Source organism: Priestia sp. GS2 (assembly GCF_036409025.1).
GTDB lineage: Bacteria > Bacillota > Bacilli > Bacillales > Bacillaceae_H > Priestia > Priestia aryabhattai_A.
This window is the reverse complement of record NZ_JAZGJX010000001.1, coordinates 1,326,679-1,340,920: the sequence shown is the minus strand read 5'-3', so window position 1 is coordinate 1,340,920 and position 14,242 is coordinate 1,326,679. Positions and strand designations below refer to the sequence as shown.

Below are 14,242 nucleotides of genomic sequence, written 5' to 3'. Positions count from 1 at the left end.
ACAATTTTAAAACCTTCATGTCTCAGCCCCTTCATTTATGTAGAATAAAAAGAATGGTGACAAAAGTTCACTTATGCCTCACATATTTCCGATATACTAGAAAAAGAACTTAAAAATGAGAAAGGGCATGATGAAAATGCAAAAGCCAACTATATTAATTGTTGATGATGAACAACAAATGCGACATTTGATCCAGCTATCCCTTCAACGCGAAGGCTATATGTGCCTAGAGGCTTCAAACGGAGAAGAAGCGCTAGATGAATTAGCTCATATGCTTCCTTCCCTTATTCTTATTGATGTAATGATGCCAATTATGGACGGATTTACGTTAGCTGAAAGGATACGCAGCGTCCATCCATCGATTCCCATTATCTTTTTGACTGCGCGTGGTGATGAATTAGATCGCATACACGGATTAAAAATCGGAGGGGACGACTACATTGTTAAGCCGTTTAGTAACGGTGAATTAATAGCACGTATTGAAGCTGTTCTTCGTCGCACAACTGCACTTCCACGTTCAGTTGAAGTTTATCAGCATTTTGGACATGTAAAAATTAACAAGCTTGGTCGAACCGTATATGTAAACGATGAAGCTATATCGCTTACCTTAAAAGAATATGAACTACTCATCTATTTATGTAATCACCTTGGACGAGTTTTCACGCGCGAACAGCTTTTACATCAAATTTGGGGGATTGATTACATCGGAAGTGAACGGACAGTTGATACTCATATCAAAACGTTGCGTTTAAAGTTAAAAGCAGGAGGCGACCTAATTCAAACGGTTTGGGGTATTGGGTATAAAGCGGAGGCATGAAGAAGTTGTCCTTCGCTTTAACAACTAAGCTACGCCTTTTAATCAGCAGCTTGCTTTGCTTTGCAATTGTATTTTCATTTTTATTTATCCAATTTCTTTACGAATCACTCTATGTAGACAAAACAGAAAGCTCGCTTGTAGCAGAAGGTCAACAAATTGCTGCTCATTATCATACCGGTGAGATTTCCGATTTTTTAATTGGAAATGTAAATTGGCATAATACGGTTTCTGAGGCAGAAATCTTAATTTTTAATAATCCAGAAGAATTAAGCGGTTACTCTCCGTTCTCTAAAGAAGATAAACCGATCATTTCAAAAGCTGAACGAGAAAAACTCTTAAAAGGTGAATACATTGTTAAAAAAGGTTACGAAGAGAAATTTGAGCGCAACCTTATTGGTGCCATTGTCCCCCTAATTGATCAAAAAACAAACGAACTAGCAGGAATTGTTTATCTATATGTTCCTTTAGCTTCATTAAATGAAGTGTTTACAAAAGCAGCCAATATTTTGGCGATTGTGGCAATCATTACGTTTATTTTTCTTTATTTAATTGGAAATCGAATGACCAAAGCAATTGTAACTCCATTACAGCGAATGAAAGCTGTCTCAAACGAGATCGCGAAAGGGAATTTTTCTATACGCATTCCTTCCAATAGCAATGACGAAGTTGGTCACTTAGCAGAAGCGTTTAACTCTATGGCATCTTCCTTAAAAAAAAGTGATGAACAAAAGCGTGAATTTCTCGCAAATGTAGCCCATGAACTACGCACACCTCTTAGCTATATAAAGGGGTATAGTGAACTTTTACAGAATTCAACTATGAGCCAAAAAGAACGAAATGAATACTTGCACGTAATAGAACGAGAAACAACAAGGATGAATGCTCTTGTTCATGACCTATTGGATTTATCTCAGCTCCAGTCCGAAACAGTGACTATGATAAAGTCTCCGCTTGTTTTGGCTCAGCTTATTAATGAAACAATCGATGTTTTGACCATTCACGCTGCTAAAAAACAGCTAACCGTCACAAGCAGATTAGACGAAGACATTATTATGAACGCAAATGAGCTTCGATTAAAACAGGTATTCTATAATTTAATCCACAATTCAATTCGGTACACAAACGAGGGAGGGCACATTGATATTTCACTTTCTCATGATGAGCACAAAGTTCAAATTAGCGTAACGGATACCGGAATCGGCATATCAAAAGCAGATTTAAGTCGCTTAGGAGAACGATTTTTCAGAGCCGATAAAGCTCGAACTCGTGAAAAAGGTGGAACAGGGCTTGGGTTAGCGATATCTAAAGAAATTATCCATTATCACGCTGGAAGCCTAGATTTTAAAAGCGAGATTGGTAATGGAACTACCGTTACGATTACGTTTCCTTACGAATCTTTTTAACAACAAAAGCCTCTTTAAAGAGGCTTTGTTTATTTTACTTCTATACGTATTTTAGGCATATTATGAGAGTCCTTGGCTGTCACATGGGATTGAACTGTATAAATGCCAGGTTCTTGAAAATCAGTTGCTACTTCATATATTCCACCTTTACGATGCTTAGCTTTTATCATGTCCCCTTGCCCTTCTGCATTTTCTTTCTCAATTTCAAATTGCACGTCATCTGCGTCTTCAACTTTTTCATTTCCATATGTAACTACAGCTTCAAAGATAACGGTTTCATTTTTACCTACTTCAGAAGGTCCATTCAGCTTTACATCTAACATTTTAGGATCTTCAGCACTCGCTTCTTGCTCTTGATTTACGCCACACCCCATCAAAAGACCACACATGCTTACTAAACATATTATTTTCTTTGCTTTCACGTTGACCTCTCCCTTCTATATTAGTCCCCTCATTATTTACTATAAACTGTAAATGTGAGAAAATCATGAAGTTTTTTCAAAATCTCATTCTTTACAAAAGATCAGCTCTCTATTATTATAAATAATAATTATTACGATTTATTCTCGGAAAAAGAAGGTGTTTGTATGTCTACTTTACTAGAAGTTCAAGGCATTTCAAAAACGTATGGAAATACAGCTGTTCTTCGCAACCTATCATTTACAGCAAGCGGAGGTGCTATTACAACAATTATATCCGCTGACTATAAAAAGTTAACTGCATTACTCGAGCTATTATCTCTTTCAAGCGATCCCGATATAGGGGACATTTTGCTAAACGGTAGCTCTTTGCTTCGTATTAAAGCAAAAGAACGCAGAAAACTGAAGTTAAAAATTCAAGAGCTGAACCCGCATCAGAGAATTAATGCTCACTCTCAGGAAACATGCACAGAATTTCTTAAAAAAATTATTCAAACTATTCCTGATAGTATTCAACCTACAAATAGTAATAAACTAATTTCCAATGCTATTACCCTATGCTCAGTTTCACAATCTTTATTGCATCAACCTCTGTGCTCATTATCAAAAGCAGATAAAGAGCAGCTTCTTTTGGTAAGTTGTTTACTCGTCTCACCTGCACTTTTACTAGTAAATAGCCTAGCATATGAGTACAGTGAGTCGTTTTACGAGGCCCTACATAAGCTAAGGCAAGGCCTCGACATTCCTATCTTATTTATAACACAGACGCTACCTAAACAACTTCGTACTTCTATTACTTACTTAGAAAATCATACACTTCAAGATTCCTTACCTATGCAATAGTTGCATAGGTTTTTTCATTAACTCGTATATAGCAGTACGGAACTGTTATAAAACGGGAAGTAAATGACCTCTGAACGCTTATTAATGTTAAGAAAACACCACCTCTCATTTTTAAATGTTGACGTATTTAATTATTTGCTAGCTCTATAAACAAATTCTATATTCTATTTTTTGGCTCAGTAAAACTAAAAAGTTAACTCTTCTTTCTGTTTAATGATTGATTAAAACGGGTAAGAAAAATGTAGATGAATAAGATACTCGCTATCGTTTCATATTAACAATGGAACAATTTACTAGGAGGTTTTTTCATGGCACGTATATTAGCCGTACTATCAAGCGGATACGAAGAAAAAGAATATAAAACTGGATGGTGGGCAGAAGAACTATTTGCTCCTCTTTTAAAGCTAGAAGAAGCAGGTCACACTGTTGACTTAGCATCACCTTTAGGCGGAAAACCAACATTAGATGAACGCAGTATTTCAAAAGACTTTGATCCAAACGGTACGTACAAAGAGCTTGTAGAAACTGGACGAGCAGATCAAACAATGAAACTAGAGGAAGTTAACGCATCAAACTATGATGCAATTTTAGTTGTTGGGGGTCATGGTGCAATGTTTGACCTTGCAAAAAATGTTCACCTTCATCAATTAATGAACGATGTCTATAACAAAGGTGGCATCTTAGCAGCAGAATGTCACGGCCCTTCTGTGTTTGCTTTCTTAAAAGACAAGAATGAGAAGCTATTAATTGAAGGCCTCGACGTGACGGGCTATCCTGATGCAATTGAACCTGACGAAGTACTTCCTTTTCTACCTTATAGCTTAGAACAAGAGCTTAGCAAAATTGCTAATTATTTACCTGAAATGGATAAAAAAGCTTATGCCGTTTGGGCTAACGACCAAATCGTTACAAGCCGTGACCCGTTCTCTTCAGAACTGATGGGTGATGAACTTGTGAAAAAGCTGAATGCTTAAACTGATTAACCCTCTTTACTTTCACCATGCTGAAAGTAAAGAGGGTTTTATAATTCAATCATTTTAGTTCTCGCTCTCAATTATTTTTAACTTTAGCAGCATCTACAATAATAGTCTTTCCAAAGTCCGGTTGTTGAGTGGACAAGAGCTCTAATGTTCCATTACGATACACGTGAATTAGCTTATACGATTTGCTGTTATAAAAAACGTTATCTCCGACCTTCATTGTCTATCCCTCCTTTTTTCAGTAAATGGTTTTAACGTTCACTTTATCATAGCCCTAGGTTGTCTCACAATAGCTTCGACAAAGATAGTGGTTTTCCACTAAAAAAAGCGCACTAGCACGCTAGTACGCTTCTTCTACATTATCAAGATTCTGTTTGGAACTGCTGTTGAACCAAGCGGCGATAAAAGCTGTGCGTGCTTAGAAGCTCTTCGTGTGTCCCCTTCCCCGTTACTTCTCCATCTTCAATTACTACGATTTGATCAGCATTTATCACCGTAGATAACCGGTGTGCAATGACAAGGGAAGTTCGCCCCTTCATGACTCGCTCAAGCGACTCTTGGACAAGCTTTTCAGACTCGGAATCAAGGCTTGCCGTCGCTTCATCAAGAAGTAAGAATTGAGGATTGCGAAGCAATGCTCTTGCAATCGCAATCCGTTGACGCTGACCTCCAGATAAGTTTACTCCTCTTTCACCAAGCATTGTATCATATCCATCATCAAAATTAGTAATAAACTCATGAGCATTTGCCTGTTTCGTTGCTTCAACAATTTCAGCATCTGAAATTGTTCTCTCTAGCCCATACGTTAGGTTTTCACGAATTGTTCCTGCTAAAATCGGCGAGTCTTGCTGTACATAACTAAACAGCTGGCGCCACGCTCTGAGATTAATTGCTCGGCTATCTGTATCCTCTAATAGAATTTGGCCAGAAGATGGGGCATAAAAACGCTCAAGCAGTGAAAAAACGGTTGATTTCCCAGCGCCACTTGGACCAACTAACGCCGTCACTTTGCCTTTTTGAGCTGAAAATGAAATGTTTTTCAACACCAATTTTTCCTCGTATTTAAATGCAACGTCTTTAAACGTTAACTCACCAATACGTTTGACTTGTTGTCCGTCTTGAAAAGACTCTTCTTTTTCTTCTAGAATAGCAAAAATACGCTCTGATGCACCTTTCGTTTGTTGGAAACTTGTAATAAAGCGAGTAAGTGAACCAACAGGCACCATAATTTGAAAGAGATAAAGAACAAACGCTACTAGCTCTCCTGCACTAATAAACCCTTGGCTAACGCGATATGCACCAAACCCTACAATTGCAATCATAACGCTTGTCATCACCGTACTAATAATCGGCGTTATAATTGCTTCAATCTTTGCACGGCGTATCCCAAATAAAAAAAGTGAGTGGAACGAGCGCTTCCCTTCTTCAATTTCTTTCTTCTCAGAGCTGGATACTTTAATTAAGCGTATTTCACTAAGCATTTGAGCTAAAAATGCCGTGAGCTTTGACATTTTATCCTGCTGCTCACGAGAAATTTTATGAATCTTTCGTGCAAGCGGCATAACAAGTAAAAACATTATCGGGATAACAGCTAGCAAAATGAGCGTCATCGGAACATCTAACGTAAACAAAATAATAATTGATATACTAATCGATAAAATATTTTTAACAAATTCTATCATTTCTGTCGATAGCAAGTTCATCACAATGGTTGTATCATTTGTAATTCGACTCACCATTTCGCCAGATCGGTTGCGGTCATAAAACGAAACCGGCAGTTTAACAAGCTTATCCCAAATGGTCGTACGCAGCTTCTCAACTACACCTTGACCCACTTGGGCCAGAAGATATAGAGATAAGGCACTCGTGATCATTTGAATAACAAATAAGCCTACTAAAGCTGCAACCATTTGTTTAGATACACCGCTATTAATTGTATCCATCAAATCTTTAATCATAAGAGGGATAACAAGAGAAGCTCCTGTATTTACTAGTGCAAAAAGTAAAGAGATACTCAGCTTTCCTTTTGATGGATCCGTTAGTCTCCAAAGCTTTTTAAATGAAAAGTTCGTTTTAGCTTCTTTATATTTGTTCATAATTTACCTTCTATCTTTTTAATTTCTACTTTTTCCGTTTCTATTGTACACGAAATGAAAGCAAATATAGAAATATTTGCTTTCCCTTTACACTTGTCTATACCTGATACAACAGCTTGTCATAAGATATAAAGAGTGTTCAAGAAAGGTTGATGGTTATGCCCGTTTGGATTAAATCCGTATATATTGGAAAAATCACCGGTGGAATCGTTAATTTTGGTGACGTATGCTATATTTCTCCTTTCACTAACTCAAAAGAAAATAGCGGCCCCCCCACAACAGGTGATGAACCAGCTGATAATAACCAATCAGCTGAAAGATTACCGCAACGAAAAAAGACTTTCAAACAACGTTGAAAGCCTTTTTTTCATTAAAAGGAAATGCTTGTAATCATAGCAATGTATAAAGAAAATACAAATAGTGTTCCACTTAGCAAGCTAAACCAAGCATTTATTTTTTTGTAAAAAATCACAAAGATATATGCAAGAAAAAAGATTGCTAAAAACGAGAAAATCGCGCCTACAATTGTAAACTGAAACGTAATTGGTAAAGTAATAGGCTGACCATAAATAAACGGAAGCAGAGAATTTGCTTCTGCATGTTGCAGATTCGTAGGCGGTGATTGATTGACCATCACGCCTGTTATAAAGAAAATAATCAGCAAGGTCACCGCTTCAACTCGTAGCCATCCAGTTGGGCGAAAAGTATGTGAGTTTTTCACTTTACGAAGCAAGATACCATTGATTACTGCAAACGCAACTAATAAAATAATGCTTATTTGCTTAAGTAATAAACCTTGTCCATAGTTTGTCGACCATGAATTTACGTAGTTAGGCAGCCCTACTATAATAAGCATAGCAATTACTCCACTTAGTGAAAGTAAAATAAAACATCCAATCGCAAAAGGCGTAAACCATGTTAAAAAAGCTTTCCAATTCACAGGTTTTTTTATAAAGAATGAAACCGTTAAAATAACTCCGCTCCAAAGACCAACAAACAGTACGTGAAGGAAATGTGAAAGCATACCGTTTACCGGTGATATTGATGCGGCGTGACCAGCATAAGAAACCCCTACCACTAGACCAATAGTTAGTAATGTATAGATATGAGGATGACTTTTTACAACAATTGTAAGAATCAATAACATGGAACAAAGTACAACAATCAACCATGCATGACCTGTTTTACTTCCAAACAATACCACCTGAAGAGTATCTGAAAAACCTCTAATTTTTGAAAATGCAAGCACAATTTCTAAAGCTGGGCCTATAGAAAAAATCCCTACCGTAAGAGCACTGGCAATTAACCACTTACTAGATATGCTTAAAATAGGCTTATTTTCTTCAGAAACATACTGTAAAACTGCTGTACCGAGTAACAACGCTAAGCTAATATACGTTAGCCATTCAAATAATGGTAAAACTATTGGCATTAAATCAGCCTTTCTTTTTTCTAAACACAAAGATAAGTGCTACTGCGACGATAAGTACTGCTACAATCATGATAACGAAGAAAGATGAATTTTCGTTTGTTGATTCAGCTTTTGTTTGCTCATCCGAAGAGCTGCTTTTTTCAGCTTCTTCTGTAGCAGGCTCTTTTTGTGTTTCTTTATTCTCAGGTAGTGCTTCGTCTTCAGCCACATTCACAGTAAATGAAATTGCATCTTCCATGACATGTCCATCTTCTCCTACAATGTTCCATTTCACTTCATACTCTCCATTTGGAAGCGGCTCTTGAAATGTACCTGTTAAATCATGACCTGATACTTCCTGTGCATCAATAGTAAGTTCTTGTCCATCTTTTTTCACAGTCATTGTACTTACTTTTTCAATATGCGTCTCAAAACTAAGTTTAATTTCAGTTAGCGGAGACGTAACCGTTGCTCCATTCTCAGGTACGGTTGTTTGAACATGCGTATGTGCAAAGCTCACCGTTGGAAGAGTAAATAACATTACCAATAAACACATTATTAATTTTTTCATTAATTTTCACCTTCATTTGCGTTTTCTTATGTATTTCTTATTATCCATTACCAAGTTTACGTTTTTCTTATCCTATTCTCAATAAACAACACAATTTTGCTACAAAAAATTCACAACTATATTTCCGTCATTGTTTGTGTAGCTGTTTTTTCAACATGATAAATCCTCCAATTAAAAACGGTAACAGCACACCACACATAGCTGAATATGACAACCATGTTGTTACTATAAAATCAACAAGGTAGACAGTATTGGGAACAAACGCTAGGCAAAGTGGTATAAAAGAGAAAGCAAGCGGTAGTGTCAGCAAACGGTGATCTTCTATTCCTACTACTGACGTTAGCAAAAAGTTAAAGATAAGAAAACAAAAAGCCACCTTAAAAAACACGCTAATAAACCAGATAATTGCCATAATAACTTCAATACGCTGAAAAAACCCTCCGATACTGATTTCCTGCCCCAGTAAATAGCTTGGGAATACTTCAGACGTCATTGTTTGAACACCAAATACTAAAAGAGCAATCACAATCACAATCGATAGCATTAACACTCCACCTGTACTACCTAGTACATATGCTTTTGTAGCTGCTTTTGAATTTCTTACAAATGGAAAAATCGCAATTAAGATACTCATTTCAAATACATAAGGAAGAAGCTGCATATTGGCTTCGAAAATTGGAGCGGAACCTTTCTGTAAAAACGGCTGAAAGTTTTCTAAGTGAACATTAGGGATATTGAATGCTATTAGCAAAATAAATAAACCAAAAAACCATGGAAATAAAATTTCCGATGCTCTAGACATCGTTTCTATCCCAAGCTTGACACCAAAGGAAATAACAACGAGAAGAGCCAAAGCGATACTTTCAATAGGTGTTTCCGGCAAAATAATTGTAATGAGGAAGGAGCCAATTTCATATACCATTAACCCAATGTCAACCAGTATGTACGCGATAAAAAACAATAGAAGTAATTTTGCGCTCCATTTCCCAACCTCTTTTTCCAAATAGTCTGGTAGGGACTGATTTTTCATGCCATTAGCTAGCCGGGCATAGCCCCATACGATTAAGAGTGTTTCTATAATACTAATGATACCAACTATCCAACTGTCTTCTTTCGCTGATGTAGCAACAATAGTAGGAACATATAAAATCCCATCTCCTACAAGAAACATAATTGAAATAATAAAAAACTGCTTGGAGCTAATAATCACTGACTCTTTCTGCATGTCTACTTTTGTAATAGCACGTCACCTCATCTCTCATTTACAATTAGGTGGTTAAAAGGCTTGAAGATTGCACTCAGCCAATCTAACGGATTAGGGAGCGGAAAGTGCATGCTATGTAAAATGTTTAGAGTCATGCTAAAAAGTAAAAAGAAAGAAAATAAATAAAGTTCTTTTTTCTGCCCTTTTTTTAACAAAGAAGGAAGCTCAATCGCCACAATAATACCGCTTAAAAATAAAATGCCAATCAGTAACTTCATCTTCCTTCTCTCCTTCTTCATCCTAGTTATTAATAGCATTTCTCTAACACAAAAAAATACACAAAAAAATATTTATTAAAATAAAAAGACTAGATACTGATTTGTATCTAGTCGATAATCTAGCAACTTATTAACGTGTCCATTAGATTTTGATTTCATAAGCTGATCTTTAATAATAGTTTTAACCACCCAAAGAAAGAAAGCCAAAGCGGAATACTCAAAGACGTTCCCCATAGTAAGCCCAGTAAGAAGTTTCCATTTTTATTCATACAAGCCACTCCTTCTTGCTTTTTAGAACGCATTTTATACATGTTATATTGAAACAGATCATACTATAACGATAATAGAAAACGCTTTCAAAAGATAGTGAAATAATACCTAAAAAAATGTAGAACATACTAAAATGTTTTTCCCAAAAGACGAATCACTACATTTCTATCATCGTAAGGATTTAAAATAAGCTTGTTCCAATGCGCTAGGGGGTCTCCGACTGTCCTTCTAAGTCCTGAAGGAATCAAGTTCCTTACACTACATTCCACTATTTTTATTATTTTCTAAAGCAATAAAAAAATATCCGAACTATCAAAAAGTATATAACTCGTGATAGTCCGGATAGGTTATTTACTGAAGTACTTATGTCCCAACCTCTTTATTTACTTGTGTTCTCCATGACGCTGAAGACGATTCTCAATAAACAGTCGCTCAACAAATTGATTTAACTGCTGCTGATACATCACACGTTCATTTGCTGAACGCGAGTCTCGAATTAGCTGTTTAAAATGTTTAATTTTTTTACGTTGTTCAACCGTTACATGATGAGAAAGAAGCATGTAATCCCCCCTCGTTTTCATTAACGCTTAAATTAAGTAAAACAATATTTTTCCATTATTCCAACATATTTGTCAGATATTCTAACAAATTATTTATCAGCATTTTTTCAAAACCTTTACTTATTAATCTTTGGCACCTACTAAAGCTAAACCAGGTCCGTATGGTGTTGTATGAACGTCTAGTAAAAGTTCTTTCGTATAGGGTAAGATTGCTTCTTCAATTGCTACTAGTATACCGTTAATAACTTGCAGCTCATCGTTTTGTTGAGCTTCTTCAAAAGACAATCCAATATTGGGGATATCACAGCTGATTCCTTTAAAGTAAAGACGAATACCTTCGATTTCTTGTTCAGATAAAATTTCCTCAATTAACGCTTTTGCTTCATTTGTAATAATCATTTAATCTCTTCCTTTTACTATATTCTCTTAGATATCTTAACATAACCCTTCAAGACTTCTCTTTTAAAAAAGGTTTATTTCTAAATTATAATAATTATAAATAAGTATTGATTATAATATAATAAATGATATAATTTATATATAAGCTACATTATTAGGAGGCTAAACAAATGAATTTAGAACAACTAGTAAATCAACAGATCGCTAATTTAAACGTACTTTACACGAAACTTCATCGCTTTCATTGGTATGTAAAAGGACCTCAGTTCTTTACTCTTCATGAGAAATTTGAGGAACTATATACAGAAACTGCTGCGGATATAGATGAATATGCAGAGCGATTGCTAGCAATTGGTGGACAGCCTGTAGCTACGCTAAAAGAATTTTTAAGCTTGGCTACTCTAAGTGAAGAAGGAAACGAGCAAACTGCTCGTGAAATGGTTGAAGCTGTTAGTAAGGATTATCAACTTCTTGTTCAACAGCTTAAAATGGGAATTAAAATTGCTGAAGAAGCACATGATCATGTTACTGCTGATTTATTCATCGGAACAGTTGGTCGCCTTGAAAAGCATATTTGGATGCTTAACGCTTCTTTGCCCGCAAAAGAATTAGTATAAATAAAAGACGAGCCTACTTTACTGGGCTCGTTTTTTATGTTGTAGCCATTTAAAAAATGTCATATCATCTTGAACATCTTCTACCAAGACTGCTTCATAGACATGCGCACTTTTGTAATAGCGATTATAACCACTCTGCTGTTTAAAAAATAAAATATGCTCTCTTTTCTTCTCTGTCATTTTCGCTTTTAGCTTTTGCTGTTTTTGAAGCATTTGCTGTATGACTGCTTCAGCAACAACATTAATATTAATTTTCCATTCATGCCCTTCAACATTTGCGTATATAGACCATGTCATCCCTTCTTCTTCGTCCTTATTACCAACAAACACCATTTTAACAGGATTCATTCTTATTGCTAGGTCTTTACCAAGAGCGAAGAATAAGTCTTCAATAACCTTATCGCTTCCAATGTAAACATCAAGATGACGAAACACCATAACATTTAAATCAAAGCTACCTGCAATGAGAGGATTACCATATTGTTTGCATAAGTGTAAAAGCTGATATTCTTCCAATAAACTTGTTGCTTCTGCTTGTAGTTGCTCCGACCATGCCATTAACTCATTCATTAAGCTATATCTCCAATCCTTAAAGTTAAAGTTCATATTCGATATGTGTTGTAAAATTCCTTTGATATCATCAATAAAATCTAAAACGTTTCAATAATTTTTCTTTTTACACGTATAAAGATGCTTCGATTCTTTACACTAAACAACGTATTTATTTATTTAGTAGGAGGATGAATATGAACCACGAACAAACACATATAAATATGCATACTGGTAAGGTGCCACAAGCGATGAATCACGGAGGACACGAACTCTTTGATGTTCACGAAACGCTAGCTGGTATGATCAATGTTTTAGATCAATTTATGATGTTTCGACAATACATTCAAGATGAAGAGTTAAAACAAATGTTAGACCGTCAATATGGCTTTATTTTAGAAGACTACAACCGCATTGTAGAATCTTTTTCAACTGGGCAAGACCCTTCTAGCCCAACGCAAACCTACAATATGGCAGAAACAAACGATTTTGTATACGGTTTGAAAGCTGGCCAACCTAAAAAGCCAAATCAATCGATTAACGACATTAGCGACAAGGGAATTTCAGGACATATGCTAGGATTATTAAAAGGTCATGCTTCACTCGTTACCATGACCGCGCTTGAAATCACAAACCCTATTGTGCGTCGTTTATTCGCTGATAGCGTTCCTAATTGGATTGAGATGGCATATGAAGTAGCTCACTATCAAAACAAGCGTCATAACTATCAAGTACCGCAGCTAGCTGCTCAAGATATGCAGCAAATGACGCAAGGGTTTGCAAAAGCTACACAATCCCCAGAGCTTCCAAACAATAAAACGTTACATTAAAAACCGCCTTCTTTTTAGTACTGGAAAGACCTAATTAAATAAGACAAAGGAAAAAGCACCCCCTGAATTGTGTCTAAATAATGCATAACCCAGGAGGTGCTTGTCTTATGAACATTGCATGATTAGCCATGTGTTTTCAAACTGCTTTTTTGCAAGAGCTTGCCTCTCAATACAATAGTATAAAATTCCAACGTCCCCCCACATCATATTAAGTTGGTCGTCAGAATCAATTTGAAACAATAACTGCCAATCGCCTTTTCTACCAGAAAAATCTTCACATTCTTCCAAGACATCCCCTTGGATGTTCCACGTCGTTCCTCCAATTTGATGAAATGGAATATTACCATTAATTTCTAACATAAGAGCATCGAATTGATCATACAACTGATCGTCTTCTATATATGTATCTCCAAGACGAATATCATAACTAAACTGTACCTCACACTGTGAGTATACATTTGAAACGTCTACTTTTATTGTACTTAAATTCTTTGCTGAGCCTTCATAAAAAAGTACGCGCCAACCATTTTGTTGATCTTCTTCGCCATATGCTTCACCGTCGTAAAAGAAGTACAAATAGCCAGTTTCAGGAAGAAGAAAGTCTTTCTTCCACGTACCTTCTAGCTGAGATAAATTAATTTGACCAATAAACTGTAGGTATTCCCCATCCTTTTCAGGCCAGCAAAACTCTGGCGGTAAGTCTGGATATCCTCCTAATTTTGATGTACCAATGTTAAGTTCTTCAGCACGAGTGGGATGTACCATAATGCATGTATACAAAGAGCTATATATCTCTTCCTTTAGTGTTTGAAGTCCATGTTTTAAGATTAAATTATCCAATATATTCATTTCTTTCACCTCTAGGCTAGTATAGCACAAACCCATAAATGAAAACGCTACTTTCTCTTTTTCAAACCGTGCTGGGCATTGTTTCAATACATGTTCTTTAATCGTTTAGATAACACTTACTATATACACGTACTGAATAGGTGGTG

Annotated in this window: 18 protein-coding genes; 7 read left to right on the top strand and 11 right to left on the bottom strand. The window is 36.0% G+C overall.

Going from position 1 to position 14,242, the window contains the following annotated elements:
• The first annotated feature begins 136 nt into the window (after positions 1–136).
• Entirely contained in the window at positions 137–817 is a 681-nt protein-coding gene (locus V2145_RS06965; RefSeq protein WP_179289209.1) for a response regulator transcription factor, read from the top strand.
• Positions 814–2,220, top strand: coding sequence for a sensor histidine kinase (locus V2145_RS06960; protein WP_094910424.1), 1,407 nt, complete (start codon positions 814–816; stop codon positions 2,218–2,220). Before V2145_RS06965 ends, V2145_RS06960 begins: the two co-directional genes overlap by 4 nt.
• 29 nt (positions 2,221–2,249) lie before the next feature.
• Here the strand turns inward: V2145_RS06960 and V2145_RS06955 are convergent, their stop codons facing one another.
• Complete coding sequence (locus V2145_RS06955) at positions 2,250–2,642, bottom strand: FixH family protein (protein ID WP_094910425.1); 393 nt, start codon at positions 2,640–2,642, stop codon at positions 2,250–2,252.
• Between the two features lie 165 nt (positions 2,643–2,807).
• On the opposite strand from V2145_RS06955, the gene V2145_RS06950 reads away from it, so the two are divergent.
• Entirely contained in the window at positions 2,808–3,482 is a 675-nt protein-coding gene (locus tag V2145_RS06950; RefSeq protein WP_131887899.1) for a hypothetical protein, read from the top strand.
• Positions 3,483–3,790: 308 nt separating this feature from the next.
• Entirely contained in the window at positions 3,791–4,456 is a 666-nt protein-coding gene (locus V2145_RS06945) for a type 1 glutamine amidotransferase domain-containing protein (protein ID WP_094910427.1), read from the top strand.
• Between the two features lie 76 nt (positions 4,457–4,532).
• Here the strand turns inward: V2145_RS06945 and V2145_RS06940 are convergent, their stop codons facing one another.
• The gene (locus V2145_RS06940) at positions 4,533–4,682 is read right to left on the bottom strand and encodes a hypothetical protein (RefSeq protein WP_153301153.1); all 150 of its coding nucleotides are present in this window, start codon (positions 4,680–4,682) and stop codon (positions 4,533–4,535) included.
• Positions 4,683–4,824: 142 nt separating this feature from the next.
• Positions 4,825–6,558 (bottom strand): ABC transporter ATP-binding protein, encoded by a 1,734-nt coding sequence (locus V2145_RS06935; RefSeq protein WP_330987436.1) that lies wholly within the window; start codon positions 6,556–6,558, stop codon positions 4,825–4,827.
• 158 nt (positions 6,559–6,716) lie between these two features.
• Here V2145_RS06935 and V2145_RS06930 point away from each other — a divergent pair, with 158 nt between their 5' ends.
• On the top strand, positions 6,717–6,914 hold the full coding sequence (locus V2145_RS06930) for a spore germination protein (RefSeq protein WP_210610625.1): 198 nt from the start codon (positions 6,717–6,719) through the stop codon (positions 6,912–6,914).
• A gap of 14 nt (positions 6,915–6,928) precedes the next feature.
• Here V2145_RS06930 and V2145_RS06925 read toward each other — a convergent pair whose 3' ends face one another.
• The 6 genes from V2145_RS06925 to V2145_RS06900 all read right to left on the bottom strand — a co-directional run bounded on the left by V2145_RS06925 (position 6,929) and on the right by V2145_RS06900 (position 11,251).
• The gene (locus V2145_RS06925) at positions 6,929–7,990 is read right to left on the bottom strand and encodes a copper resistance D family protein (protein WP_330987435.1); all 1,062 of its coding nucleotides are present in this window, start codon (positions 7,988–7,990) and stop codon (positions 6,929–6,931) included.
• Positions 7,991–7,994: 4 nt separating this feature from the next.
• On the bottom strand, positions 7,995–8,540 hold the full coding sequence (locus V2145_RS06920) for a copper resistance CopC family protein (RefSeq protein WP_094910431.1): 546 nt from the start codon (positions 8,538–8,540) through the stop codon (positions 7,995–7,997).
• 127 nt (positions 8,541–8,667) lie between these two features.
• A complete protein-coding gene (locus V2145_RS06915; protein ID WP_311857610.1) occupies positions 8,668–9,765 on the bottom strand; it encodes a GerAB/ArcD/ProY family transporter in 1,098 nt (365 codons plus the stop codon).
• 26 nt (positions 9,766–9,791) lie between these two features.
• Complete coding sequence (locus V2145_RS06910) at positions 9,792–10,022, bottom strand: hypothetical protein (RefSeq protein WP_094910433.1); 231 nt, start codon at positions 10,020–10,022, stop codon at positions 9,792–9,794.
• Positions 10,023–10,675: 653 nt separating this feature from the next.
• Positions 10,676–10,852, bottom strand: coding sequence for a hypothetical protein (locus V2145_RS06905; protein ID WP_165932567.1), 177 nt, complete (start codon positions 10,850–10,852; stop codon positions 10,676–10,678).
• Between the two features lie 123 nt (positions 10,853–10,975).
• Entirely contained in the window at positions 10,976–11,251 is a 276-nt protein-coding gene (locus V2145_RS06900; RefSeq protein WP_094910434.1) for a Fe-S cluster assembly protein HesB, read from the bottom strand.
• 170 nt (positions 11,252–11,421) lie between these two features.
• Between V2145_RS06900 and V2145_RS06895 the strand changes: the two genes are divergently transcribed.
• Positions 11,422–11,868, top strand: a complete 447-nt coding sequence (locus V2145_RS06895; protein ID WP_311857608.1) for a Dps family protein — start codon at positions 11,422–11,424, stop codon at positions 11,866–11,868.
• 18 nt (positions 11,869–11,886) lie between these two features.
• Here the strand turns inward: V2145_RS06895 and V2145_RS06890 are convergent, their stop codons facing one another.
• Positions 11,887–12,438 (bottom strand): hypothetical protein, encoded by a 552-nt coding sequence (locus tag V2145_RS06890; RefSeq protein ID WP_311857605.1) that lies wholly within the window; start codon positions 12,436–12,438, stop codon positions 11,887–11,889.
• 176 nt (positions 12,439–12,614) lie between these two features.
• On the opposite strand from V2145_RS06890, the gene V2145_RS06885 reads away from it, so the two are divergent.
• Positions 12,615–13,247, top strand: coding sequence for a spore coat protein (locus tag V2145_RS06885; protein WP_311857603.1), 633 nt, complete (start codon positions 12,615–12,617; stop codon positions 13,245–13,247).
• Positions 13,248–13,352: 105 nt separating this feature from the next.
• On the opposite strand, the gene V2145_RS06880 is transcribed toward V2145_RS06885, so the two are convergent.
• On the bottom strand, positions 13,353–14,096 hold the full coding sequence (locus tag V2145_RS06880) for a YwqG family protein (protein WP_179289204.1): 744 nt from the start codon (positions 14,094–14,096) through the stop codon (positions 13,353–13,355).
• Positions 14,097–14,242: the final 146 nt, after the last annotated feature.